At 61.4% G+C, this 25,943-nt stretch carries 23 protein-coding genes and 1 pseudogene; 16 read left to right on the plus strand and 8 right to left on the minus strand.

Annotated elements, in window-relative coordinates:
* Positions 1-117: 117 nt before the first annotated feature.
* Positions 118-825: a tellurite resistance TerB family protein gene (locus BM026_RS06105; protein ID WP_092241099.1), complete on the minus strand. Its 708-nt coding sequence runs from the start codon at positions 823-825 to the stop codon at positions 118-120.
* Positions 826-993: 168 nt separating this feature from the next.
* On the opposite strand from BM026_RS06105, the gene BM026_RS06110 reads away from it, so the two are divergent.
* The 9 genes from BM026_RS06110 (at position 994) to BM026_RS06150 (ending at position 13,158) form a co-directional block, all read left to right on the plus strand.
* Complete coding sequence (locus tag BM026_RS06110; protein WP_071488759.1) at positions 994-1,905, plus strand: LysR family transcriptional regulator; 912 nt, start codon at positions 994-996, stop codon at positions 1,903-1,905.
* A gap of 133 nt (positions 1,906-2,038) precedes the next feature.
* Entirely contained in the window at positions 2,039-3,496 is a 1,458-nt protein-coding gene (locus BM026_RS06115; RefSeq protein WP_175486650.1) for a gamma-aminobutyraldehyde dehydrogenase, read from the plus strand.
* A 72-nt stretch (positions 3,497-3,568) separates the two neighbouring features.
* A complete protein-coding gene (gene ydcS, locus BM026_RS06120) occupies positions 3,569-4,720 on the plus strand; it encodes a putative ABC transporter substrate-binding protein YdcS (protein ID WP_071488757.1) in 1,152 nt (383 codons plus the stop codon).
* A gap of 189 nt (positions 4,721-4,909) precedes the next feature.
* The gene (locus BM026_RS06125) at positions 4,910-5,944 is read left to right on the plus strand and encodes an ABC transporter ATP-binding protein (RefSeq protein ID WP_071488756.1); all 1,035 of its coding nucleotides are present in this window, start codon (positions 4,910-4,912) and stop codon (positions 5,942-5,944) included.
* Position 5,945: 1 nt separating this feature from the next.
* Positions 5,946-6,875 carry an ABC transporter permease gene (locus BM026_RS06130; RefSeq protein ID WP_092241091.1) on the plus strand — a complete coding sequence of 310 codons (930 nt, stop codon included), beginning with the start codon at positions 5,946-5,948 and terminating at the stop codon, positions 6,873-6,875.
* Positions 6,865-7,674 carry an ABC transporter permease gene (locus BM026_RS06135; protein WP_025856826.1) on the plus strand — a complete coding sequence of 270 codons (810 nt, stop codon included), beginning with the start codon at positions 6,865-6,867 and terminating at the stop codon, positions 7,672-7,674. The genes BM026_RS06130 and BM026_RS06135 overlap by 11 nt, the downstream gene beginning before the upstream one ends.
* Positions 7,675-7,843: 169 nt before the next feature.
* Entirely contained in the window at positions 7,844-9,268 is a 1,425-nt protein-coding gene (locus BM026_RS06140; protein WP_071488754.1) for a gamma-aminobutyraldehyde dehydrogenase, read from the plus strand.
* A 63-nt stretch (positions 9,269-9,331) separates the two neighbouring features.
* Positions 9,332-11,194 (plus strand): flavin monoamine oxidase family protein, encoded by a 1,863-nt coding sequence (locus tag BM026_RS06145; protein ID WP_093527686.1) that lies wholly within the window; start codon positions 9,332-9,334, stop codon positions 11,192-11,194.
* A gap of 338 nt (positions 11,195-11,532) precedes the next feature.
* On the plus strand, positions 11,533-13,158 hold the full coding sequence (locus BM026_RS06150) for a glucan biosynthesis protein D (protein ID WP_092241085.1): 1,626 nt from the start codon (positions 11,533-11,535) through the stop codon (positions 13,156-13,158).
* A 44-nt stretch (positions 13,159-13,202) separates the two neighbouring features.
* Here BM026_RS06150 and BM026_RS06155 read toward each other — a convergent pair whose 3' ends face one another.
* The 3 genes from BM026_RS06155 to BM026_RS06165 form a co-directional block, all read right to left on the minus strand.
* Positions 13,203-13,388, minus strand: a complete 186-nt coding sequence (locus BM026_RS06155) for a hypothetical protein (protein WP_058423750.1) — start codon at positions 13,386-13,388, stop codon at positions 13,203-13,205.
* A 270-nt stretch (positions 13,389-13,658) separates the two neighbouring features.
* Positions 13,659-14,765, minus strand: a complete 1,107-nt coding sequence (locus BM026_RS06160) for an NADH:flavin oxidoreductase/NADH oxidase (RefSeq protein WP_092241083.1) — start codon at positions 14,763-14,765, stop codon at positions 13,659-13,661.
* Positions 14,766-14,892: 127 nt separating this feature from the next.
* Entirely contained in the window at positions 14,893-16,794 is a 1,902-nt protein-coding gene (locus BM026_RS06165) for a potassium transporter Kup (protein ID WP_071488750.1), read from the minus strand.
* 289 nt (positions 16,795-17,083) lie between these two features.
* On the opposite strand from BM026_RS06165, the gene rimO reads away from it, so the two are divergent.
* The 5 genes and pseudogenes from rimO (at position 17,084) to tsaA (ending at position 21,131) form a co-directional block, all read left to right on the plus strand.
* Positions 17,084-18,424, plus strand: coding sequence for a 30S ribosomal protein S12 methylthiotransferase RimO (rimO, locus tag BM026_RS06170; RefSeq protein WP_003231334.1), 1,341 nt, complete (start codon positions 17,084-17,086; stop codon positions 18,422-18,424).
* Between the two features lie 105 nt (positions 18,425-18,529).
* Positions 18,530-18,970, plus strand: a pseudogene (locus tag BM026_RS06175) (GNAT family N-acetyltransferase); the annotation flags it as partial.
* 222 nt (positions 18,971-19,192) lie between these two features.
* Positions 19,193-19,903 carry an rRNA pseudouridine synthase gene (locus tag BM026_RS06180; RefSeq protein WP_078047152.1) on the plus strand — a complete coding sequence of 237 codons (711 nt, stop codon included), beginning with the start codon at positions 19,193-19,195 and terminating at the stop codon, positions 19,901-19,903.
* A 67-nt stretch (positions 19,904-19,970) separates the two neighbouring features.
* Entirely contained in the window at positions 19,971-20,432 is a 462-nt protein-coding gene (locus BM026_RS06185; RefSeq protein WP_016977930.1) for a YehS family protein, read from the plus strand.
* Between the two features lie 3 nt (positions 20,433-20,435).
* Positions 20,436-21,131 carry a tRNA (N6-threonylcarbamoyladenosine(37)-N6)-methyltransferase TrmO gene (tsaA, locus tag BM026_RS06190; RefSeq protein ID WP_093512261.1) on the plus strand — a complete coding sequence of 232 codons (696 nt, stop codon included), beginning with the start codon at positions 20,436-20,438 and terminating at the stop codon, positions 21,129-21,131.
* 146 nt (positions 21,132-21,277) lie between these two features.
* Here tsaA and fpr read toward each other — a convergent pair whose 3' ends face one another.
* The gene (fpr, locus tag BM026_RS06195; RefSeq protein WP_003189055.1) at positions 21,278-22,057 is read right to left on the minus strand and encodes a ferredoxin-NADP reductase; all 780 of its coding nucleotides are present in this window, start codon (positions 22,055-22,057) and stop codon (positions 21,278-21,280) included.
* Positions 22,058-22,180: 123 nt separating this feature from the next.
* On the opposite strand from fpr, the gene BM026_RS06200 reads away from it, so the two are divergent.
* Positions 22,181-23,107 (plus strand): LysR family transcriptional regulator, encoded by a 927-nt coding sequence (locus BM026_RS06200; RefSeq protein ID WP_093512263.1) that lies wholly within the window; start codon positions 22,181-22,183, stop codon positions 23,105-23,107.
* A gap of 3 nt (positions 23,108-23,110) precedes the next feature.
* Here the strand turns inward: BM026_RS06200 and BM026_RS06205 are convergent, their stop codons facing one another.
* From BM026_RS06205 to BM026_RS06215, 3 genes are all read right to left on the minus strand, one after another.
* Positions 23,111-23,473, minus strand: a complete 363-nt coding sequence (locus BM026_RS06205) for a diacylglycerol kinase (protein ID WP_058423756.1) — start codon at positions 23,471-23,473, stop codon at positions 23,111-23,113.
* Positions 23,474-23,548: 75 nt separating this feature from the next.
* Positions 23,549-24,199, minus strand: coding sequence for a response regulator transcription factor ErdR (gene erdR, locus BM026_RS06210; RefSeq protein ID WP_071488746.1), 651 nt, complete (start codon positions 24,197-24,199; stop codon positions 23,549-23,551).
* A gap of 138 nt (positions 24,200-24,337) precedes the next feature.
* Positions 24,338-25,057: a tRNA-uridine aminocarboxypropyltransferase gene (locus tag BM026_RS06215; RefSeq protein WP_071488745.1), complete on the minus strand. Its 720-nt coding sequence runs from the start codon at positions 25,055-25,057 to the stop codon at positions 24,338-24,340.
* Between the two features lie 179 nt (positions 25,058-25,236).
* Here BM026_RS06215 and BM026_RS06220 point away from each other — a divergent pair, with 179 nt between their 5' ends.
* Positions 25,237-25,677: a PA3611 family quorum-sensing-regulated virulence factor gene (locus BM026_RS06220; RefSeq protein WP_071488744.1), complete on the plus strand. Its 441-nt coding sequence runs from the start codon at positions 25,237-25,239 to the stop codon at positions 25,675-25,677.
* Positions 25,678-25,943: the final 266 nt, after the last annotated feature.

Below are 25,943 nucleotides of genomic sequence, written 5' to 3' on the forward strand. Positions count from 1 at the left end.
GCAAATGTGCGAGGGGACTTGCCCCCGATGGCGATGTGCCAACCAACTGTAAATAGGCTGAAACACCGCTACCGGGGCGAGTCCCCTCGCACATTTTGATCGCTGCACGCCCCGTCTTTACGCGTTCAGCCGCACCTGTTTTTCCAGTTCCAGCTTCAAGCCGGGCTCGAGCTTCAGTTGGCGGGCCAGCTCGTCGAGGTAGGCTTTCTCCATGAAGTTCTCCTCGTCCACCAGCATCACGCTGGCGATGTACATCTCGGCCGCCATTTCCGGAGTGCCGGCAGCCCGCGCCACATCGGCCGGGTCCAGGGGTTTGTTGAGTTCGGCGTGCAGCCAGCTTTGCAGCTCGCGGTCGTTGTCCAGTCTGGTGAATTCGCCTTCGATCAGCGCACGCTCGCGCTCGTCCACATGGCCATCGGCTTTGGCCGCCGCAACCAGCGCCTTGAGGATGCCCTGACTGTGTTGCTCGACCTGGGCCGGTGGCAGGCGATCGATAGTCTGTGGCTCGCCCTGGGGCGCGCTGGCCTGATTGGCCTGCCAGTTGCCGTAGGCCTTGTAGGCGATAACGCCCAACGCCGCCAGACCGCCGTAGGTCAGCGCCTTGCCGCCGAATTTACGCGCCTTCTTGTTGCCCAGCAGCAGGCCCATGGCCCCCGCCGCCAGCGCGCCGCCGCCAGCACCACCGAGCAGGCTGCCCAGGCCGCCACCGCCGAGCAGACCGCCCAGAGCACCTTTGTCGTCCTGCCTACGCTGGCCGCCAGCCTTGTTTTGCAGCATGTCCTGGCCAGACTTGAGCAACTGATCGAGCAATCCACGGGTATTCATTCGCAGCCTCCAGACACTTGGGTTCATAGGACCAATAGGCCCCCAGCGTAAAACTAAGTGCCAAAAAGCCCTGATCTAGAGTGCTTCCAGATGTAACGCGACCGCCCTTCACTTAAATCGATATACACTCGAACAAATCTATAAAAACACCCCACTGGTAATTCCAGCATGATGACCTTGCGTCAAATCCGGCACTTTATTGCCGTGGCCGAGACTGGTTCGATCTCCGCCGCCGCGCAGACGGCGTTTATTTCCCAGTCGACCCTGACCCTGGCGATCCAGCAACTGGAACAGGAAATCGGCGTCAACCTGTTCAACCGTCACGCCAAGGGCATGACCCTCACCCACCAGGGCCATCAGTTCCTGCGCCAGGCGCACCTGATCCTCGCCACCGTCGACAACGCCAAGCGCAGCCTGCAACAGAGCACCGACCAGGTCGCCGGGCAGTTGATCATCGGCGTGACCAGCCTGGTGGCCGGTTATTACCTGGCCGATTTGCTGACTCGCTTCCAACGCGCCTACCCCAATGTGGAAATCCGCGTGATGGAGGACGAACGCCCGTATATCGAGCATTTGCTGGTCAGCGGCGAAATCGACGTGGGCGTGTTGATCCTCTCCAACCTCGAAGACCGCCACGCCCTGCAGACCGAAGTGCTCACCCACTCCCCGCACCGGCTTTGGCTGCCCGCACAGCATCCGCTGCTGGAGCACGACAGCATCAACCTGGCCGACGTGGCGCGCGAGCCCTTGATCCAGCTGAACGTCGATGAAATGGGCCACAACGCCCAACGCCTGTGGACCAGCGCCGGCCTGCAACCGCGCGTGACCCTGCGCACCGCCTCCACCGAAGCGGTGCGAAGCCTGGTGGCGGCAGGCCTGGGCGTGTCGATCCAACCCGACATGACCTACCGCCCCTGGTCGCTGGAGGGCGACATTATTGAAGCGCGGCCGATTGCCGACCTCAGCCAGACCCTCGACGTGGGCCTGGCCTGGCGCCGTGGCACGGCGCGCCCGGCGCTGGTGGACCCGTTCCTGACCGTTGCCCGCGAACAGCCGCACCCGCGCAAGCCATCTATTTAATCGAATGCTGTATTCAGTATTTAGTATTTGTTGACCTCGCGCCTGACCTCTAGTCTCTGCTTATCCCCTAAGAGAAAGGTCAGGCCCTCGTAAGAGAACGCCCATGGCCGCACAAGAAAAGAGATCACGAAAAATGTCCGGCGCGCCCACCCCGCTGCTCACTGCGTTGCTGATCGACGGCGAACTGGTCCCGGGCCAGGGTTTTGCCGAGCCGATCCTCAACCCGGCCACCGGTGAAGTCCTCACCCAAATCGCCGAAGCCAGCGCCGAGCAGGTCGAGACCGCGATCCTTGCCGCCCACCGTGCCTTTGCCGGTTGGTCGCGGACCACGCCGCAGCAACGTTCGAACATCCTGCTGGGCATTGCCGACGCCATCGAAAAACACGCCGATTACCTGGCCCGCCTGGAGTCCCTGAACTGCGGCAAGCCGCTGCACCTGGCACGCCAGGATGACTTGAGCGCCACCGTGGATGTGTTCCGCTTCTTCGCCGGGGCCGTGCGTTGCCAGACCGGGCAACTCAGCGGTGAATACCTGCCGGGCTACACCAGCATGGTGCGTCGCGATCCGATTGGCGTAGTGGCCTCGATTGCGCCATGGAACTACCCGCTGATGATGGCCGCGTGGAAAATCGCTCCGGCCCTGGCGGCCGGTAATACGCTGGTGTTCAAGCCATCGGAACACACGCCGCTGTCGATCCTCGCCCTCGCCCCGGTGCTCAAAGACCTGTTGCCGCGTGGCGTGATCAACATTCTGTGTGGCGGCGGCGAAGGTGTCGGCAGCCATCTGGTCAGCCACGCCAAGGTGCGCATGGTTTCGCTGACCGGCGATATCGTCACCGGACAGAAGATTCTGCAGGCTGCCTCCAAGACCCTGAAACGCACGCACCTGGAACTGGGCGGCAAGGCGCCGGTGATCGTATGCAACGACGCCGACCTGCAAGCCGTGGTCGAGGGTGTGCGCGCCTACGGTTACTACAACGCTGGCCAGGACTGCACCGCCGCATGCCGCATCTACGCCCAGGCGGGTATCCACGACAAACTGGTCGCCGAGCTCGGCGCCGCTGTCAGTAGCCTGCGCTTTGCCGGCAAGCGCGACACCGACAATGAGCTGGGGCCGCTGATCAGCACACGCCAGCGCGACCGCGTGGCCAGTTTTGTCGAACGCGCCCTCGGCCAGCCACATATCGAACGCGTCACCGGCGCCGCCGTGCATTCCGGTGCCGGCTTCTATTACCAGCCGACGCTGCTGGCCGGCTGTAAACAGAACGATGAAATCGTGCAGCGCGAAGTGTTCGGCCCGGTGGTCACCGTAACGCGCTTCGACGAACTGGAACAGGCGGTGGACTGGGCCAACGACTCCGAGTACGGCCTGGCCTCGTCCGTGTGGACCCAGAACCTGGACAAGGCCATGCAAGTGGCGGCGCGTCTGCAATACGGCTGCACCTGGATCAACAGCCATTTCATGCTGGTCAGCGAAATGCCCCATGGCGGCTTGAAGCGCTCGGGGTATGGGAAGGATCTGTCCAGCGACTCGCTGCAGGACTACAGCGTGGTGCGGCACATCATGGCGCGCCACGGCCAGCATCTTTAAAACAACAACTAAGCTCTTGCGTTACCGGTTCAAACAACTGCCCCGACCATAATTAAAGAAGAGGGAACCCCCATGTCTGCGCACAAGACCGCACTGCTCAGTGCTTTGACTACCGCGCTGCTGGCCAGCGCCAGCCTGCAGGCCGCCGAACCGCTCAAAGCGGTGGGTGCCGGTGAAGGCCAACTGGATATCGTCGCCTGGCCCGGCTATATCGAACGCGGCGAAAGCGACAAGGCCTACGACTGGGTCAGCGGTTTCGAGAAGGAAACCGGCTGCAAGGTCAACGTGAAAACCGCCGCTACCTCTGACGAAATGGTCAGCCTGATGGCCAAGGGTGGCTATGACCTGGTGACCGCATCGGGCGATGCGTCGCTGCGGCTGATCGTCGGCAAACGGGTGCAGCCAATCAATACCGCACTGATCCCCAACTGGAAGAACATCGACCCCCGCCTGAAGGACGCGCCGTGGTACGTGGTTGGCCAGCAAACCTACGGCACCCCGTACCAGTGGGGGCCAAACGTGTTGATGTACAACACCAACGTATTCAAGACCGCGCCCACCAGCTGGAATGTGCTGTTCGACGCGCAGAACCTGCCGGACGGCAAGCCGAACAAAGGCCGTGTGCAGGCGTATGACGGCCCGATCTACATCGCCGACGCGGCGCTGTACCTCAAGTCGGCCAAGCCGGAACTGGGCATCCAGAACCCGTACGAACTCACCGAAACACAGTACAAGGCCGTGCTTGAATTGCTGCGCGCCCAGCAACCGCTGATCCACCGCTACTGGCACGACACCACCGTGCAAATGAGTGACTTCAAGAACGAAGGCGTGGTGGCCTCCAGCGCCTGGCCGTATCAGGTCAACGGCCTGCAGAACGAGAAGCAGCCGATTGCCTCGACCATTCCGAAGGAAGGCGCCACCGGCTGGGCCGACACCACCATGCTGCATGCCGAAGCCAAGCACCCGAACTGTGCCTACAAATGGATGGACTGGTCGCTGCAACCGAAGGTCCAGGGCGATGTGGCCGCCTGGTTCGGCTCCCTGCCGGCGGTGCCGGCGGCGTGCCAGGCAAGCGAATTGCTCGGCGCCGAAGGCTGCAAGACCAACGGCTTCGACCAGTTCGACAAGATCGCCTTCTGGAAAACCCCGCAGGCGGAAGGCGGCAAGTTCGTGCCCTACAGCCGCTGGACCCAGGATTACATCGCGATCATGGGTGGCCGCTAGACACCATCGGTCTCCTGTGGGAGGGGGCTTGCCCCCGAGTGCAGTGTGTCAGTCAGCACATCTGTAACTGATCCACTGCTTTCGAGGGCAAGCCCCCTCCCACATTGACCGCATTCACAGATGTTTTGTTTTTTCAGAAGTCCAGGCCGGGCCGCTGCGACGACCCGTGCCTTTTCGGAGCACCGCACCATGACACTTGCAGTCCAATTCACTCACGTTTCCCGTCAGTTCGGCGAAGTGAAAGCCGTTGACCGGGTTTCCATCGATATCCAGGACGGCGAGTTCTTTTCCATGCTCGGGCCTTCCGGCTCGGGCAAGACCACCTGCCTGCGCCTGATCGCCGGGTTCGAGCAGCCGAGCGCAGGCTCGATCCGTATCCACGGCGAGGAAGCCGCCGGCTTACCGCCCTACCAGCGCGACGTGAACACCGTGTTCCAGGATTACGCGCTGTTCCCCCATATGAATGTGCGCGACAACGTCGCCTACGGCCTCAAGGTCAAGGGCGTGGGCAAGACCGAGCGCCTCAACCGCGCCGAAGAAGCCCTGGCCATGGTCGCCCTCGGCGGCTACGGCGAGCGCAAGCCGGTGCAGCTCTCCGGCGGTCAACGCCAACGGGTGGCCCTGGCCCGCGCCCTGGTCAATCGCCCGCGTGTGTTGTTGCTGGATGAACCCTTGGGCGCCCTCGACCTCAAGCTGCGCGAGCAGATGCAGAGCGAACTGAAAAAGCTGCAACGCCAGCTGGGCATCACCTTTATCTTCGTGACCCACGACCAGACCGAAGCGCTGTCGATGTCCGACCGCGTCGCAGTCTTCAACAAAGGTCGCATCGAGCAGGTCGACACCCCGCGCAACCTGTACATGAAACCGGCCACCGCCTTCGTCGCCGAGTTCGTCGGCACCTCCAACGTGATTCGCGGCGAGCTGGCGCAGCGCCTCAGCGGCAGCACGCAACCCTTCTCGATCCGCCCGGAACACGTGCGCTTCGCCGAGGGCCCGCTGGGCGCCGGCGAAGTGGAAATCAGCGGCCTGCTCCACGACATCCAGTACCAGGGCAGTGCCACCCGCTATGAACTGAAACTGGAAAACGGCCAGGCGCTGAACATCAGCCAGGCCAACAACCAGTGGCTGGACATCAGCAGCGGCCACCAGGTCGGCCAGTCCATCACCGCCCGTTGGGCGCGGGAAGCCATGACCCCGCTGACCGACAGCGCAGGCGAGGTGTGACATGAGCCTGGCTATTTCCCACCCGCCGATGCGCAGGTTTTCCAACCTGCTCTACCGCAAGCCCAACCTCTACCTGGCAATGCTGCTGGTGCCGCCGCTGATCTGGTTCGGCGCGATCTACCTCGGTTCGTTGCTGACCCTGCTGTGGCAAGGTTTCTATACCTTCGACGACTTCACCATGGCGGTCACGCCAGACCTGACCCTGGCCAACTTCGCCGCGCTGTTCCAGCCGTCGAACTTCGACATCATTGTGCGCACCTTGAGCATGGCGATCGTGGTATCGATCGCCAGTGCCATCGTGGCCTTCCCCATCGCCTACTACATGGCGCGCTACACCACGGGCAAGACCAAGGCGTTCTTCTACATCGCGGTGATGATGCCGATGTGGGCCAGCTATATCGTCAAGGCTTATGCCTGGACCTTGCTGCTGGCCAAGGGCGGCGTGGCGCAGTGGTTCGTGCAGCACTTGGGCCTGGAGCCTGTGTTGCAGTTCGTGCTGGGCGTTCCCGGCGTGGGCGGCAGTACCTTGAGCACCTCGCATCTGGGACGGTTCATGGTGTTTGTCTATATCTGGCTGCCGTTCATGATCCTGCCGATCCAGGCGTCCCTGGAGCGTTTGCCGCCGTCCTTGCTGCAAGCCTCTGCCGACCTGGGCGCCAAACCGCGCCAGACCTTCATGCAGGTGATATTGCCGCTGTCGGTGCCAGGGATTGCCGCAGGTTCCATCTTCACCTTCTCGCTGACCCTGGGCGATTTCATCGTGCCGCAACTGGTCGGCCCGCCCGGCTACTTCGTCGGCGGCATGGTCTACGCGCAGCAAGGCGCCATCGGCAACATGCCCATGGCAGCGGCGTTCACCCTGGTGCCGATCGTGCTGATCGCGGTTTACCTGTCCATCGTCAAACGCCTGGGGGCCTTCGATGCACTCTGAAAAATCCTCATTGGGCCTGAAGATCGCCGCCTGGGGCGGGTTGGTGTTTCTGCACTTCCCGATCCTGATCATCTTTCTTTATGCCTTCAACACCGAAGAAGCTGCGTTCAGCTTTCCGCCCCAGGGCTTCACCCTGAAGTGGTTCAGCGTGGCGTTCGCGCGGCCGGACGTACTGGAGGCGATCAAGCTGTCGCTGCAGATCGCCGCCATCGCCACGCTGATCGCCATGGTGCTCGGCACGCTGGCCTCGGCGGCGCTGTATCGCCGCGAGTTCTTCGGCAAGCAAGGCGTGTCGCTGATGTTGATCCTGCCGATTGCCCTGCCGGGGATCATCACCGGTATCGCACTGCTGGCGACGTTCAAGACGCTGGGTATCGAGCCTGGGATGTTCACCATCATCGTCGGCCACGCGACCTTTTGCGTGGTGATCGTCTACAACAACGTCATCGCCCGCTTGCGCCGCACCTCCCACAGCCTGATCGAGGCCTCGATGGACCTGGGCGCCGACGGCTGGCAGACCTTCCGCTACATCATCATGCCCAACCTGGGCTCGGCGCTGCTGGCCGGCGGCATGCTCGCCTTTGCATTGTCGTTCGACGAAATCATCGTCACCACCTTCACCGCCGGCCACGAGCGCACCTTGCCGCTGTGGCTGCTCAACCAGTTGAGCCGCCCACGGGATGTGCCGGTGACCAACGTGGTGGCGATGCTAGTGATGCTGGTAACGATGTTCCCGATTCTCGGTGCCTATTACCTGACCCGCGGCGGTGAAAGCGTGGCCGGGAGTGGCGGCAAATAACGATGCTATTGAAGGAACACGGTTCAAATGTGGGAGGGGGCTTGCCCCCGATGGCAGTGGGTCAGTTGTAGAGGGTGTGACTGGAAGATTGCTATCGGGGGCAAGCCCCCTCCCACATTTAGAGCCAGTTTATTCAAGGAAATAACGATAGTTGGTGGAGAGCTGAACCATGCAAACCAAATTACTGATCAACGGCCAACTGGTCGAAGGCGAAGGCCCGGCGCAGGCTGTATTCAACCCGGCTCTGGGCCGCGTACTGGTAGAAATCAAGGAAGCCAGCGAAGCCCAGGTCGACGCCGCCGTGCGCGCCGCCGATGCGGCCTTCGAAGGCTGGTCGCAAACCGCGCCCAAGGATCGTTCGCTGCTGCTGCTGAAACTGGCGGACGTGATCGAGGCCCACGGCGAAGAGCTGGCCAAGCTGGAATCGGACAACTGCGGCAAGCCCTACAGCGCCGCGCTCAACGATGAAATCCCGGCGATTGCCGATGTATTCCGTTTCTTTGCCGGCGCCAGCCGTTGCATGAGCGGTTCGGCCGGCGGTGAATACCTGCCCGGCCACACGTCGATGATCCGCCGCGACCCGGTGGGGGTGATCGCCTCCATCGCGCCGTGGAACTACCCGCTGATGATGGTCGCCTGGAAAATCGCCCCGGCCCTCGCCGCCGGTAATACCGTGGTGCTCAAGCCGTCGGAGCAAACCCCGCTGACCGCATTGCGCATGGTCGAACTGGCCGCTGAAATCTTCCCGGCCGGCGTGCTCAACCTGGTGTTCGGCCGTGGGCCTACCGTGGGCAGCCCACTGGTCACGCACCCTAAAGTGCGCATGGTGTCGCTGACCGGCTCCATCGCCACCGGCGCAAACATCATCTCCAGCACCGCCGACAGCGTGAAACGCATGCACATGGAGTTGGGTGGCAAGGCGCCAGTGATCATCTTCAACGATGCGGACATCGACGCCGCCGTGGAAGGCATTCGTACCTTCGGTTTCTACAACGCCGGCCAGGATTGCACGGCGGCCTGCCGGATTTACGCGCAGGCGCAGATCTACGACAAGTTCGTCGAAAAACTCGGCGCGGCGGTCGCCAGCATCAAGTATGGATTGCAGGATGACCCGGCCACGGAGTTGGGCCCGTTGATTACTGCGCAACATCGCGACCGTGTTGCCGGGTTTGTCGAACGCGCCGTGGCGCAACCGCACATTCGCCTGGTCACGGGTGGCAAGGCGGTGGAAGGCAATGGTTTCTTCTTTGAACCCACCGTGCTGGCCGACGCACAGCAGGACGACGAGATCGTGCGCCGCGAAGTATTCGGGCCGGTGGTCTCAGTGACCAAGTTCAACGACGAAGCGCAGGTGCTGGGCTGGGCCAACGATTCGGACTACGGCCTGGCGTCGTCCGTATGGACCGCCGATGTAGGACGTGCCCATCGCCTGGCCGCACGCCTGCAGTACGGCTGCACCTGGGTGAACACCCACTTCATGCTGGTCAGCGAAATGCCTCACGGCGGTCAGAAACTGTCTGGCTATGGCAAGGACATGTCCATGTACGGGCTGGAGGACTACACCACCGTGCGTCATGTGATGTTCAAGCACTGACAATTCAACCCGGCATTCCCTCTGGATGCCGGGAACCTATAACAATAATTTTCAGGATCCCCCATGGATATCACCCGCCGCGACTTCCTCAACGGCGTCGCTGTCACCCTCGCCGCCGGCATGACCCCACTGCAAATCCTGCAAGCCGCCCCTGATGGCCGTTACTACCCACCCGCCCTTACCGGCCTGCGCGGCAGCCATGCCGGCTCGTTCGAAGTGGCGCACCAGATGGGCTGGGAAAAGAAGGTGTTCGACACCGACAAGCTGCCGGTCACCGAAGACTATGACTTGGTCGTCGTGGGCAGTGGCTTGAGTGGGCTGTCGGCGGCGTGGTTCTATCGCGAGAAGCACCCCAAGGCGAAGATCCTGATCCTGGAAAACCACGACGACTTCGGCGGCCACGCCAAGCGCAATGAATTCCAGGCCGGTGGCCGCATGATCATCGGCTACGGTGGCAGCGAGGCGTTCCAGTCGCCCAATCACCTGTACAGCAAGGAAGTGAACGGGCTGCTGAAAAAGCTCGGCGTGAACATCAAGCGCTTCGAAACCGCCTTCGACCGCCGGTTCTACCCCGGTCTCGGGCTGTCGCGCGGGGTGTTTTTCGACAAGGAGAACTTCGGCGAAGACAAACTGGTGACCGGCGACCCGACGCCGATGGTCGCCGACGACATCGCCCCCGACCAACTCAACGCACGGGCCATCCGCGATTTCATCAATGACTTCCCGTTGCCGGCGGCAGACCGTCAGGCCCTGATCGAGCTGCACACCGCGCCCAAGGACTACCTGCCGGGCAAGACCGCCAAAGAAAAGGCCGACTACCTGGCAGCCACCAGCTACCGCGATTTCCTGCTCAAGAACGTCGGTTTGTCGGAAGGCGCGGTGAAGTACTTCCAGAGCCGCACCAACGACTTCATGGCGCTGAGCATTGATGCCGTGGCGTCGGCCGATGCCTACAGCGTGGGTTTCCCAGGTTTTGCAGGGATGAACCTGGCGCCAATCAGCGAAGAAGCGGCAGCCGAAATGGAAGAGCCCTACATCTATCACTTCCCGGACGGCAATGCGTCGGTGGCACGGTTGCTGGTACGCAGCCTGATCCCGGGCGTGGCGCCGGGACATACCATGGACGATATCGTGCTGGCGGCATTCGACTACGCCAGGCTCGACCAACCCAAGGCGGCGGTGCGGCTGCGCTTGAACAGTACGGCGGTCAGCGTGCGTAACGTCGGCGACGGTGTGCATATCGGCTACAGCCGTGGCGGCCAACTCGCACAAGTGCGTGGAAAACGCTGCATCCTGGCCTGCTACAACATGATGATTCCGTATTTGTTGAAGGATTTGCCGGCACCGCAGGCTCACGCCTTGAGCCAGAACGTGAAGTACCCGCTGGTGTACACCAATGTGGTTATCCGCAATTGGCAGTCATTCCAGAAGCTCGGCGTTCACGAGATTTACGCGGCAACCCAGCCCTACAGCCGGATCAAACTGGACTACCCGGTGAGCATGGGCGGCTATGACCACCCGCGCGACCCGACGCAGCCGATCGGCTTGCACATGGTCTACGTGCCCACCAGCCCCAACAGCGGCATGAACGCCCGCGACCAGGCCCGCGCCGGGCGTGGCAAGTTGTATGGGCAGACGTTCGAACAACTGGAAGCGCAGTTGCGCGACCAGTTGCAACGCATGCTCGGGCCCGGCGGTTTCAATCATGAGACCGATATTCTGGCGATCACTGTCAACCGCTGGTCACACGGTTATGCGAGCTTCTCCAACAGCTTGTTCGATCAAGCCGATGAAACCGAAGCGTGGATGCAGCTGGCGAAAAAGCCGGTGGGGCATGTGAGCATCGCCAACTCGGATGCGGCGTGGAGTGCGTATGCCCATGCGGCGATTGATGAGGCTTACCGAGCGGTGGGTGAAGTCGCCTGAAATGCAGTCTAAATGTGGGAGGGGGCTTGCCCCCGATTGAGTTGGACCTGCGCAGTATTCAATGACTGGCACACCGCTATCGGGGGCAAGCCCCCTCCCACATTTGGATCTTCATATTTCTTAACTAATGTGTTCGGTCACAGAATCGGAAATGTCTTGTCGCATTTGCAACGCCATCACCACGCTATCAATCAATTTTCCTGCGTCATCGAACCGCTTAAGCTATCCGGCGTCTGTTTAATGTCCGTTGCGTTTGGTCGAAGGCATGTCCGAACCGTAATTTCTGATCCGCTACGTGCCAGGAACGGCGCGGGATTTGCTCACGACAGGTTGTCTCTATGCACCGCAGGAATTTGCTCAAAGCGTCCATGGCCATTGCGGCTTACACCGGCTTGTCGGCCAGCGGCCTGCTCGCCGCCCAGGCCTGGGCCGGGAACCGTGCTGCCGATGGCAAGGCCGTGGCGTTCGACTTCGACACGCTCAAGGCCCAGGCCAAACAACTCGCCGGGACCGCTTACAAGGACACCAAACAGGTGTTGCCGCCCACGCTGGCGACCATGACCCCGCAGAATTTCAACGCCATCGGCTACGACGGCAACCATTCGCTGTGGAAGGAATTGAACGGCCAACTGGACGTGCAATTCTTCCACGTCGGCATGGGCTTCAAGACGCCGGTGCGCATGCACAGCGTCGACCCCAAGACCCGTGAAGCCCGTGAGGTGCATTTCCGCCCCTCCCTGTTCAACTATGAAAAAACCACGGTCGACACCAAGCAACTGACCGGCGACCTGGGCTTCTCCGGCTTCAAGCTGTTCAAGGCGCCGGAACTGGATCGCCATGACGTGCTGTCGTTTCTCGGTGCCAGCTACTTCCGCGCGGTGGATTCCACCGGCCAGTACGGCCTTTCTGCCCGTGGCCTGGCCATCGACACCTACGCGAAAAAACGCGAGGAATTCCCCGACTTCACGCAGTTCTGGTTCGAAACCCCGGACAAGAACGCCACCCGCTTCGTGGTCTACGCACTGCTCGACTCGCCGAGCGCCACCGGCGCGTACCGCTTCGATATCGACTGCCAGGCCAACCAGGTGGTGATGGCCATCGACGCCCATATCAATGCGCGTACCACCATCGAACAATTGGGCATCGCGCCGATGACCAGCATGTTCAGTTGCGGCACCCACGAACGCCGCATGTGCGACACCATCCACCCGCAGATCCACGATTCGGACCGCCTGGCGATGTGGCGCGGCAACGGCGAGTGGATCTGCCGACCGCTGAACAACCCGGCCAAGCTGCAATTCAACGCATTTGCCGACAAAGACCCGAAGGGGTTCGGCCTGGTGCAGACCGACCATGAGTTCGCCAGTTACCAGGACACCGTGGACTGGTACAGCAAGCGCCCGAGCCTATGGGTCGAACCGACGACCGCCTGGGGCGAAGGCTCGATCGACCTGCTGGAAATCCCGACCACCGGCGAGACCCTCGATAACATCGTGGCCTTCTGGACGCCGAAAACACCCGTGGCCGCTGGCGACTCGCTCAACTACGGCTACAAGCTGTACTGGAGCGCGCTGCCGCCGGTGAGCACACCGTTGGCGCAAGTCGATGCAACCCGTTCGGGCATGGGTGGCTTCACCGAAGGCTGGGCACCGGGTGAGCACTATCCGCAAGTCTGGGCGCGTCGTTTTGCCGTGGACTTCAAGGGCGGCGGCCTGGATCGCCTGCCGCCAGGCACCGGGATCGAGCCGGTGGTGACCTGTTCCCATGGCCAGGTGAAGGACTTCAGCGTGCTGGTGCTGGATAACATCAAGGGCTACCGCATCCTGTTCGACTGGTACCCGACCAGCGACAGCGTGGAGCCAGTTGAGCTGCGCCTGTTCATTCGCACCCAGGACCGCACCTTGAGCGAAACCTGGCTGTACCAGTACTTCCCGCCGGCGCCGGACCAGCGCAAGTACACCTGATGCACCGCGTTCCCACGCTTGCGTGGGAACGCCCCCTCTTCGGTTCAGAACCGCGACACACTCTTCATTGCGCCAATCAAATAGCGCATCGCCACCTGATCGTTCTCGGTCAGCGCTCGATACTGCGCCAGCAACTCCATTTCATCCGAGCTCAACCTTCGCCCCCGCAATGACACCCTGCGGGTCAGAAAAGACGCTACCGCACCCGCCACACCATAGGACTTGGCCATGGACTGCTTCTCCTGTTATCCAACAAATACTCCTGGTGCCCATAACCCCTTCCCGTGAAGCGCAATGCCTGCGTGGGAAAACCGACTGACTCCCTGGGCCAGAAATCAGGCTTACCCTAAGCGTAGAAACGATCTCGCCAAGCGTGCGATTTTTTTAGAGTAATCACTTAAATAATTACATCGGTAACGAATACCTACAGCGCTATCCCACGCTATGACCGTAAAAAAACCCACCGGGTCAGGGTGGGTTTCGGCGGAGCGTGTCAGGGCTCAATCTCTCAAATCCGACTCGTGGATGGGTTGGTCACGATGGGTAGCACGCTGGTACTGCGCCGGCCAGATCGCCTTGCGCCCGCCCAGGTCATCATCGGCGTGCAACGGCCAGTACGGGTCGCGCAACAGCTCACGGGCAAGGAAGATAATATCGGCCTGACAGGTGCGCAGGATGTGCTCGGCCTGGGCCGGCTCGGTGATCATGCCCACGGTGCCGGTGGCGATGCCCGACTCCTTGCGCACGCGTTCGGCGAAGCGGGTCTGGTAGCCAGGGCCAGTGGGGATCTCGGCGTTGGCGGCGGTACCGCCTGACGAAACGTCGATCAGGTCCACGCCCAGCTCTTTCAGGCGACGCGCCAGCTCCACGGTTTCATCCGGGTTCCAGCCGTCTTCCACCCAGTCGGTGGCCGACACCCGCACAAACAGCGGCAGCTCCTGGGGCCAGATATCACGCACAGCCCTGGTCACTTGCAGCACCAGGCGGATGCGGTTTTCGAACGAGCCACCGTACTGGTCCTGACGTTGGTTGCTGATCGGTGACAGGAATTGATGCAGCAGGTAACCATGGGCGGCGTGGATTTCCACCACTTCAAAACCGGCGGTCAGCGCACGTTTGGCAGCGGCGACGAAATCGGCGATCACTTGCTGGATCTGCCCTTCGTCCAACTGCCTGGGTTGGGTGTGCTGAGGGTCGAAGGCAATCGGCGACGGCCCCACCGGCACCCAGCCGCCGTCCTCCGGCTTGACGCTGCCATGCTTGCCGATCCACGGCCGATGGGTGCTGGCCTTGCGCCCGGCGTGGGCCAGTTGAATGCCGGCCACCGCGCCCTGGGCGGCAATGAAGCGCGTGATGCGTTGCAGCGGTTCGATCTGGGCGTCGTTCCAGAGACCCAGGTCCTGTGCGGTGATGCGGCCATCGGCGGTCACGGCGGTGGCTTCGGTGAAAATCAGCCCGGCGCCACCGACGGCGCGGCTGCCAAGGTGCACCAGGTGCCAGTCATTGGCCAGGCCGTCATCGCTTGAGTATTGGCACATCGGTGAGACCGCGATGCGGTTGAGCAGGGTCAATTGACGGAGGGTATAGGGTTCGAGCAGCTGACTCATGGCGCACCTCTTCTGGGTTCTGTGGGCACTATTCAAACGGTGCTTAGAGCCTAGTCGACAACGCTGGATTGCACAGGGTTCAGAAGGAAAAGCGGGAGCCGATTGCCGGCCCCCGGTTGGCTGCCGCTTACATTTCGACCTGGGTGCCCAGCTCGATCACGCGGTTTACCGGCAGTTTGAAGAAGCGCAGATTGCCGTTGGCGTTTTTCAACATAAAAGCGAACAACGCTTCGCGCCAGCGGGCCATGCCCTTGATTCGCGAAGCGATCACCGTTTCGCGGCTGAGGAAGTAGGTGGTGCGCATCGGGCTGAAGTCCAGGCCATCCAGGTGACACAACTTCAGCGCTTCGGGCACGTCCGGCTCATCGGTGAAACCAAAGTGCAGGATCACGCGGAAGAAGCCTTCGCCGTAGGAATCCACCTCGAAACGCCGTGTGGCCGGTACGCGGGGAATATCCTCGTAGACCACCGTCAGCAGCACCACTTGCTCATGCAACACCTGGTTATGCAGCAGGTTGTGCAACAGCGCGTGGGGCACGGCGTCCGGACGCGCCGTGAGGAACACGGCGGTACCCTGCACGCGATGGGGCGGTTGCACGCGGATACTGCCGATAAAGATCGGCAGCGGCAGGCCGCCTTCGTCGAGGCGCTCAACCAGCAATTGCTTGCCGCGCTTCCAGGTGGTCATCAGCACGAACAGCACAATCCCCGCCAGCACCGGGAAAGCACCGCCCTGGATGATCTTCGGCACGTTGGCGGCAAAGTACAGCCCGTCGACCAGCAGGCAGCACACCAACACCGGCACGGCCAGGATCGGGGGCCATTTCCACAGCAGCAGCATCACCGCCGACACCAGGATGGTGGTCATCAGCATGGTGCCGGTCACCGCCACGCCGTAGGCCGATGCCAGTGCGTTGGAAGATTCGAAGCCGAGCACCAGCAGGATCACGCCGACCATCAACGACCAGTTCACCGCGCCGATGTAGATCTGGCCCTGTTCGGCGCTGGAGGTGTGCTGGATATGCATGCGTGGGATGTAACCCAACTGGATCGCCTGGCGCGTCAACGAGAACGCACCGGAAATCACCGCCTGGGATGCGATCACCGTAGCCAGGGTGGACAACACCACCAGCGGGATCAGTGCCCAGCTCGGGGCCAGCAGGTAGAACGGGTTGCGCGCGGCTTCCGGATCGCCCAGCAGCATCGCACCCTGGCCGAAGTAATTGAGCACCAGCGCCGGCAGCACCAGCATGAACCAGGCCCGGGCGATGGGTTTGCGCCCGAAGTGGCCCATGTCGGCATACAGCGCTTCGGCGCCGGTCAGTGCCAGCACCACCGCGCCAAGGATGGCCACGCCAATGCCGGGGTGAGCCTCGAAGAAGCGCACGGCCCATATCGGGTTCAGCGCACTGAGCACTTCAGGGTGCAGGGTGATGCCATACACACCGAGGCCACCCAGCACCAGGAACCAGGTCACCATCACCGGCCCGAACAACTTGCCGATGTGATCGGTGCCGTGCTTCTGGATCAGGAACAGCGCCACCAGCACCACCAGGGCGATGGGCACGACCCATTTCTCCAGGCCGTCGAACGCAAGTTCCAGGCCTTCAACGGCGGACAATACGGAAATGGCTGGGGTGATCATGCTGTCGCCATAGAACAGCGCCGCGCCACACAGGCCGCACACCACCAGGAAACTGCGCAGCTTCTTGCGCTCCCCTGCCGCCCGCCGTGCCAGAGCCGTAAGGGCCATGATGCCGCCCTCGCCCTGGTTGTCGGCGCGCAGCACGAACAGCATGTACTTGATCGAGACCACCCAGATCAGCGACCAGAAGATCAGCGCCAGGATCCCCAGCACGCCATCATGGTTGACCTGAACCCCATAACCGCCGTTGAACACCTCTTTGAGGGTGTACAGCGGGCTGGTCCCGATATCGCCGTAAACCACCCCGACCGCTGCCACCAGCATGCCAATCGGCTTGGCGTTTGACTGCTCGGCACCTGCTGCCTGACTACTCGCGTGACCCATCAACCACTCCTGCCCTTTGACCTGCGGTCTTTTATTAACAACGCGTCTAAGCTGACCCTAGCATGCGCCGTTTTACTTCTCGTAACAGACGTTTTGTTGACCTTAGGGTTTTACCTACGCACAACGGCGCGAAGCATAGCGCAGCACTCGTCGCATTTCCCTGCATAAAGCTGGTCAAGTGCGCTGCCCGTCGCTAGAATTGCGCACTTTTTGATCAGAGGCGCGCCAAGCGCCCGTCCGCAGCCCTGTCGTGCCCGATGGGCGGCGTCATTCAATACCGAGGTTAGACATGTCCACCACCATCGCAAAAGCCAACCCCAAGGTTGGCTTTGTTTCCCTGGGTTGCCCGAAGGCTCTGGTCGACTCCGAGCGCATCCTCACGCAACTGCGTATGGAAGGCTATGACGTTGTGTCCACCTACCAGGACGCTGACGTGGTGGTGGTCAACACCTGCGGCTTCATCGACTCGGCCAAGGCAGAGTCGCTGGAAGTGATTGGCGAGGCCATCAAGGAAAACGGCAAGGTCATCGTGACCGGCTGCATGGGCGTGGAAGAAGGCAATATCCGCAACGTGCACCCGAGCGTGCTGGCCGTGACCGGCCCGCAGCAGTACGAGCAGGTAGTCAACGCCGTGCACGAGGTGGTGCCACCGCGCCAGGACCACAACCCGCTGATCGACCTGGTACCGCCGCAAGGCATCAAGCTGACGCCGCGTCACTACGCTTACCTGAAGATTTCCGAAGGCTGCAACCACAGCTGCAGCTTCTGCATCATCCCGTCGATGCGCGGCAAGCTGGTCAGCCGTCCGGTCGGTGACGTACTCGACGAGGCCCAGCGCCTGGTCAAATCCGGCGTCAAAGAGCTGCTGGTGATCTCCCAGGACACCAGCGCCTACGGCGTCGACGTGAAATACCGTACCGGTTTCTGGAACGGCGCGCCGGTGAAAACCCGCATGACCGAACTGTGCGAAGCCTTGAGCAGCCTGGGTGTGTGGGTGCGCCTGCACTACGTCTACCCGTACCCGCACGTGGACGAGCTGATCCCGCTGATGGCCGCCGGCAAGATCCTGCCGTACCTGGACATCCCGTTCCAGCACGCCAGCCCGAAAGTGCTCAAAGCCATGAAACGCCCGGCCTTCGAAGACAAGACCCTGGCGCGCATCAAGAACTGGCGCGAGATCTGCCCGGAATTGATCATCCGTTCGACCTTCATCGTCGGTTTCCCCGGCGAAACCGAAGAAGACTTCCAGTACCTGCTGGACTGGCTGACCGAAGCCCAACTGGACCGCGTCGGCTGCTTCCAGTATTCGCCGGTGGAAGGTGCCCCGGCCAACCTGCTGGACCTGGCCGTGGTGCCGGACGACGTCAAGCAGGACCGTTGGGAGCGTTTCATGGCGCACCAGCAGGCCATCAGCTCGGCGCGCCTGCAACTGCGCATCGGCAAGGAAATCGAAGTGCTGATCGACGAAGTCGACGAGCAAGGCGCCGTTGGCCGCTGCTTCTTCGACGCGCCGGAGATCGACGGTAACGTGTTTATCGACGATGCCAGCGGCCTGAAGCCGGGCGACAAGGTCTGGTGCACCGTGACCGATGCCGATGAATACGACCTGTGGGCTGAAAAGCGCGACTGATCGGCGTAAAAATTTGAAAAAGCCCTGCTTCTGGACAAGATGCGGGGCTTTTTTAGGTCTATCGTTTTGCCCATCAACGCCGATCATCGGCAAGGGGCAGCGGGCATGCGTCAGCATTCGGTTATCCACACACCTAAAACCAGCGACTACACCGAGTTGGCGCGGATCTGGGAGGCCTCGGTACGCGCCACCCATGACTTCCTGCCGGACAGTTACATCGAGTTGCTGAAAAACCTGGTGCTGACCCGCTATCTGGATGCCGTGATGCTGATCTGCACCAAGGACGCCCGTCAGCGCATCACCGGGTTTGCCGGGGTCGCGAGCGGCAAGGTGGAGATGCTCTTCATCGACCCGCAGCACCGGGGCCAGGGCCTCGGGCGGCAGTTACTGCGCTATGCCATCGAACACCTGAATGCCGACGAACTGGATGTCAACGAGCAGAATCCCCAGGCGCTGGGGTTCTACTTCAAACAAGGCTTCGAGGTGATCGGACGCACGGAGCATGACGGCCTGGGCCAGCCTTATCCGTTACTGCATATGCGTCTGGCAACGCCTGACACAATGGTGAACAACTGTGGGAGGGGGCTTGCCCGCGATAGCCGATCACCAGCCACTGGTTTCTTTGCTGATACACCGCCATCGGGGGCAAGCCTCCTCCCACATTCAGACCGGGTTGAGCCAAATAAGACCGCGCGCCCTGAAATGGAGCCGGGATTAACCGGCGCCAGGCAGGTACAATAGCCACCCCCTTTTGTTACGGCCCTTGTCATGACTGACCCCATACGCCTCTCCAAACGCCTCATCGAGCTGGTCGGTTGTTCCCGTCGGGAGGCTGAGCTGTTCATCGAAGGCGGCTGGGTCTCGGTGGACGGTGAAGTGATCGACGAACCGCAGTTCAAGGTCACCACCCAGAAGGTCGAACTCGACCCCGAGGCCAAGGCCACCGCGCCCGAGCCGGTGACCATCCTGCTGCACGCCCCGGCCGGCGTGGATGCCGAAACGGCCATGGCGTCGATCAGCGCCGAAACGCTCTCGGAAGAACACCGCTTCGGCAAGCGCCCGCTCAAGGGCCACTTCCTGCGCCTGACCGCCAGCGCCGACCTGCAGGCCAAGGCCAGCGGCCTGCTGGTGTTCACCCAGGACTGGAAGATCCTGCGCAAGTTGACCGCCGATGCCGCCAAGATCGAGCAGGAATACGTGGTGGAGGTTGAAGGCGACATGGTTGCCCACGGCCTCAACCGCCTGAACCACGGCCTGACCTATAAAGGCAAGGAACTGCCGGCCGTCAAAGCCAGCTGGCAGAACGAAAACCGCCTGCGCTTTGCGATGAAAAACCCGCAACCGGGAGTGATCGCACTGTTCTGCGAAGCGGTTGGCCTGAAAGTCATCGCCATTCGCCGTATCCGCATCGGTGGCGTGTCCATCGGCAAGGTGCCAGTCGGCCAATGGCGTTACCTGTCCGGCAAAGAGAAGTTCTAAGCCGCCGCACTTTTTCCGACACCGCCTGATTGGCGGTGTCCTCAGTTGAATACCAGGATTGCCCACCATGATTCACAACGACGTACTGCGCAGCGTGCGCTACATGCTCGACATCAGCGACAACAAGATGGTCGAGATCATCAAGCTCGGCGGCATGGACGTGACCAAGGACGACCTGCTCACCTACCTCAAGAAGGACGAGGAAGAAGGCTTCGTGTTCTGCCCGGACGACGTCATGGCGCATTTCCTCGATGGGCTGGTGATCTTCAAGCGCGGCAAGGACGAAAGCCGTCCGCCGCAGCCGATCGAAACGCCAGTGACGAACAACATCATCCTCAAGAAACTGCGTGTGGCCTTCGAACTGAAGGAAGACGACATGCACGCCATCCTCAAGGCCGCCGAGTTCCCGGTGTCCAAGCCGGAACTGAGCGCGCTGTTCCGCAAGTTCGGCCACACCAACTACCGTCCATGCGGCGACCAGTTGCTGCGTAACTTCCTCAAGGGCCTGACCCTGCGGGTTCGTGCGTAAGCCATGAGTTACCAGGTCTCGCCCGTCGGGTTCGTGCGCTCCTGTTTCAAGGAGAAGTTCGCCATTCCGCGCCAACCGCAGTTGGCGCCAGCCGCCCGTGGCATATTGGAGCTAGTGGCGCCGTTCGACAGCGGCGAGGCGGTGCAGGGCCTGGAGCAGGTCAGTCATGTGTGGCTGCTGTTTCTGTTCCACCAGGCCCTGGAAGACAAGCCACGCCTGAAAGTGCGCCCACCTCGCCTGGGCGGTAACACGTCCATGGGCGTGTTTGCCACCCGCGCAACCCATCGCCCCAACGGCATTGGCCAATCAGTGGTGAAGCTGGACAAGGTGGAACCGGGGCGCCTGTGGATTTCCGGGATCGATTTGCTGGATGGCACGCCGGTCCTGGATATCAAGCCGTATGTGCCGTATGCCGACATTGTCGACACGGCCACCAACAGCATCGCCAGCGCAGCGCCGCAGCTGATCCCCGTGCAGTGGCTGAAGACTGCGCTGCAACAGGCACAAGAGCATGCTCACCGCCTTGGCGAGCCCCTGGTGGAACTGATTGATCAGTGCCTGGCGCAGGATCCACGACCGGCGTATCAGGTGCCGGGACCGGAGCGCGAATACGGCGCGCAGTTCTGGGATGTGGATGTGCGTTGGCACTATCCCGAGGCGGGGGTGATTTGTGTGTTGGAAGTGCTACCGGCTGGATAAACCGAAAACCCAATGTGGGAGGGAGCTTGCCCCCGATAACAGTGTGTCAGCTACAGATGTATCAACTGACACGCACTCATCGGGGGCAAGCCCCCTCCCACATTTGGATACTCTGTGTTGCACAGCCAGCACATGGCCTGACTCTCTTACTTCTCGACGAACGCGCGCTCGATCAGGTAATCACCCGGCTCACGCATGCGTGGCGAAACCTTCAGGCCGAAGCTGTTCAGCACTTCGCTGGTTTCATCCAACATGCTTGGGCTGCCGCACAGCATGGCGCGGTCGTCCTCGGGGTTGATCGGGGGCAGGCCGATGTCGCTGAACAGCTTGCCGCTGCGCATCAGGTCGGTCAGGCGGCCTTCGTTCTCGAACGGCTCGCGGGTCACGGTCGGGTAATAGATCAGCTTGTCACGCAAGGCCTCGCCGAAGAATTCGTTCTGCGGCAGGTGCTCGGTGATGAATTCGCGGTAGGCGACTTCGTTGACGTAACGCACGCCGTGGCACAGGATCACCTTTTCGAAACGCTCGTAGGTTTCCGGGTCCTGGATCACGCTCATGAAGGGAGCAAGGCCGGTACCGGTGCTGAGCAGGTACAGGTGTTTGCCCGGCTTCAAATCGTCAAGCACCAGGGTGCCTGTCGGTTTTTTGCTGATGATGATCTCGTCGCCTTCCTTCAGGTGCTGCAATTGGGAAGTCAGCGGGCCATCAGGCACCTTGATGCTGAAGAACTCCAGGTGCTCTTCCCAGTTCGGGCTGGCAATGGAGTAGGCGCGCATGAGCGGGCGGCCGTTGGGCTGTTGCAGGCCGATCATCACGAACTGACCGTTCTCGAAGCGCAGGCCCGGATCGCGGGTGCACTTGAAGCTGAACAGAGTGTCGTTCCAGTGATGAACACTGAGGACACGCTCGTGGTTCATGTTGCTCATGTACGGGGGACTCCTGGAAATGGGTCTGCGCCAAATGTAGTTGCGCAATTGCACAGCATTCTAATGGCGGCGACAATATCTGTTAACTGGATTATTAAGATAAGGGTTATCGGTTATATCGATATGCGATTTACTCTCCGTCAACTGCAAGTCTTCGTCGCCGTCGCCCAGCAGGAAAGCGTCTCCCGCGCTGCTGGCCTTCTGGCCTTATCTCAATCCGCCGCCAGCACTTCCATTACCGAGCTGGAGCGTCAATCCAGCTGCCAATTGTTCGACCGTGCAGGCAAACGCCTGAGCCTCAACGCGCTCGGTCATCAACTGTTGCCCCAGGCGGTAGCGCTGCTGGACCAGGCCAAGGAGATCGAAGATCTGCTCAACGGCAAGTCCGGCTTCGGCTCCCTGGCGGTCGGCGCCACCCTGACCATCGGCAACTACCTGGCCACCCTGCTGATCGGCAGCTTCATGCAGCAGCACCCCGAGAGCCAGGTGAAACTGCATGTGCAGAACACTGCACATATCGTGCACCAGGTTGCGCATTACGAAATTGACCTGGGTCTAATCGAAGGCGACTGCAGCCACCCGGATATCGAGGTGCAAACCTGGGTGGAAGATGAACTGGTGGTGTTTTGCGCGCCGCAGCATCACCTGGCCAAGCGTGGTATGGCGAGCATGGATGAGTTGACCCACGAGGCGTGGATCCTGCGGGAGCAAGGCTCGGGCACACGCTTGACCTTCGACCAAGCCATGCGCCATCACCGCAGCGCGCTGAATATCCGCCTGGAGCTGGAACACACCGAGGCGATCAAGCGTGCGGTGGAATCGGGACTGGGGATTGGCTGTATTTCGCGGCTGGCGCTGCGCGACGCGTTTCGCCGCGGCAGCCTGGTGCCGGTGGAAACCCCGGACCTGGACTTGGCCCGGCAGTTCTACTTCATCTGGCATAAACAGAAGTACCAGACCTCGGCCATGCGCGAGTTCCTGGAGTTGTGCCGCGCCTTCACCGCCGGGGTTCAGCGCAGCGACGAGATCGTGTTGCCGAGCATTGCCTGAGGCTCAGATCAGGATGACGGCCCACACCAGGGTGATCATGGTCAGGGCCACGAATTGCGCAGCGCTGCCCATGTCCTTGGCGTTTTTCGACAGTGGGTGGCGGTCCAGGGAGATGCGGTCGATCGCCGCCTCTACCGCTGAATTGAGCAACTCGACGATCAACGCCAGCAGGCACACGGCGATCAACAACGCTCGCTCGACCCGGCTGACATTCAGGAAGAAGCTCACCGGGATCAGGATCACGTTGAGCAACACCAACTGACGGAACGCCGCCTCGCCGGTGAACGCCGCGCGCAGGCCATCCAGGGAATATCCCCCAGCATTGAAGATACGTTTGATACCGGTTTGACCCTTGAAAGGCGACATAGATGTAGGCAACTGAACCAAAGAAGTGGGGAAACTAGATCACGCAAAGTCAAAAAAGCGTGAATCGGTAACAAGCTAGTGCTGCGAAATTGACTCAAGTTGTTGCAAGAGCAGCGCCGCCTGGGTGCGTGTACGTACGCCCAACTTGCGGAAAATCGCCGTCACATGCGCCTTGATCGTCGCTTCCGAGACGCTCAGCTCATAGGCAATCTGCTTGTTCAACAGGCCTTCGCAGACCATGGTGAGCACCCGGAACTGCTGGGGCGTCAGGCTGGCAAGGCCATCACGGGCAGCCTTGGCTTCGTCGGACACGTTGATTTGTTCAAAAGCCTGCGGCGGCCAGGACACGTCGCCATCCAACACTGTGCGCACGGCTTTCTGGATATCTTCCATCGCACTGGACTTGGGAATGAAACCGCTCGCGCCGAACTCCTTGGAGCGCACGACCACGTCGGCTTCTTCCTGGGCCGAGACCATCACTACGGGGATCTGCGGGTATTGGCCGCGCAACAGCACCAGCCCGGAGAAACCGTAGGCGCCCGGCATGTTCAGGTCGAGCAGCACCAGGTCCCAGTCGGACTTTTCGGTGAGGCGGGCTTCCAACTCGGCAATGCTGGCCACTTCAACCAGGCGCACGTCCGGGCCGAGGCCCAGGGTCACGGCCTGGTGCAACGCACTGCGAAACAGCGGGTGGTCATCGGCTATCAGGATTTCGTATGTGGCCATTGATTAAATGATCCTGTTTTCAGGGGTGCCCTGATCGGCGCCCAGCATGCCCAGCGTAGCCTGGAGGGTCAAGCACTACGCCCGTGGGCATTTTAGCGGGTTGCGGGTGCGTGGTGCCATCATGCAAACGTCGTCTGGTTATGCCGTCGGAATATAGGGCGCAAGGCGCGTATGCACAGTGTCCGCAGGATCCAGCGGCATCTGGAACTTGGCGGCCAGGTAATGGGTGCTGAAGACATCCAGATAGGCGTCCAGGACTTCACTGGCTGCCAGATCATCGGCCAACTCAAGGCACAGGGCAGCGACTTCAGCGGTACAGAAATGGTCGTCGCGCTTGGAGCGGCGCAATTTGTAGCGCGACAGTTGTTCCGGCGCCAGGCTGAGTACCGGCAAATGCTCCAGGTAGGGGCTTTTGCGGAACATCTTGCGCGCTTCACTCCAGGTGCCGTCCAACAGGATGAACAGCGGGCGCTTGCCCTCCTCCACCTTCACTTCACTCACAACGCGCTCGGGCACGACGAATTCGCCGGGGAACACGATATAGGGCTGCCAATGCGGATCGGCCAGCAAGGTGAGCAGTTCAGGGTCGACCTCAGTGCGCGACCAGGCGAATGCCGTGGTGTCCTGGATGACATCGGCGATCAACCAACCGGTGTTGCTGGGTTTCATCGGCTCAACGTCATGCATCAGCAGGCACATGGCGGAGCGCGCTTCGACCTTGGGCCGCCAGGCGCATAGGCAGTATTCGGGGATGACTCGGCAGCCAGGGCAGCGTTCGGCACGCGAGCCACGATTGAGAAACGGCCGCACGGCACGGGCCAGGCGCTGGGTGCGCAGGCGGGAAACGGCGTGGCTCATCGGCTGTGCCGCAGGGACGGGTAAATCGACACGGTGAAAACTCGTGGAAGGCGGAAGTGGCGGCAGTTTACCAGCGATACGCCTGGCTGTAGTGGCAACGGCTCACCTATAATTGCGCGCCACTGAACGCACAGCGCAGTGGCTGGTCTATGCACCAGTAACCGAATCAGGAGAGTTTCATGCTGCGTTCCATGCTGCGTCTTGTCGCCCCATCCGTCGCCCTCGCGCTGGTATTGCCCGTGTGCGCCCAGGCGGCCTCGCTGCTGGAGGCCCAAATGAACCGGAAGCTGCAAAGCGTCGCGGCCGAAAGCAACAAGGACCTGCCCCGGGAAATCGACGAAAAAACCCTGGAAGTGGCCTACACCGTGGAAGGCATGCAACTGATCGATCACCTGAGCGTCCTGCCTGACCGCGCCGAACAAATGCGCGCCAACCCCAAGGCGGTGTATTTCCAGCTGGGCCAGAGCGTGTGCCTGAACAAGGGCTACCGCGAGCTGATGGCCAAGGGCGCAGTGATGCGTTACGAAATCACCGAGAACAAGACCAACCGTCCTGTGGCCTCGGTGAAATTCATCGAAGCGGATTGCCCGGCACCGGCGGCGGCAAAGAAGAAAAAGTAACAGCATGGCCTTCGCGCGCTGCCGTCCGGTGGCGCGTACTCCCCCGCTTCAACGTCCTGCCAACGGCTAAACTCCCTGATGAGTGACCAATAAGCGGTTGCCAGCCAAGGGTTTTGCGGCCCATGATCAAGTCATCCCGACCATTCATTCACAGCACTTTTCATGCTGTTCTGTAATATTTTCAGGGCAAAACAAGGTTGCCCCCTGCGGCAAGCTACGACACATGCAGTGTCGTCGCCTCCGGCGAACGGCTCGTCGGCCACCCG

Origin of the sequence: Pseudomonas sp. NFPP24 (assembly GCF_900112095.1) — a bacterium.
GTDB classification, from domain to species: Bacteria; Pseudomonadota; Gammaproteobacteria; order Pseudomonadales; family Pseudomonadaceae; genus Aquipseudomonas; species Aquipseudomonas extremorientalis.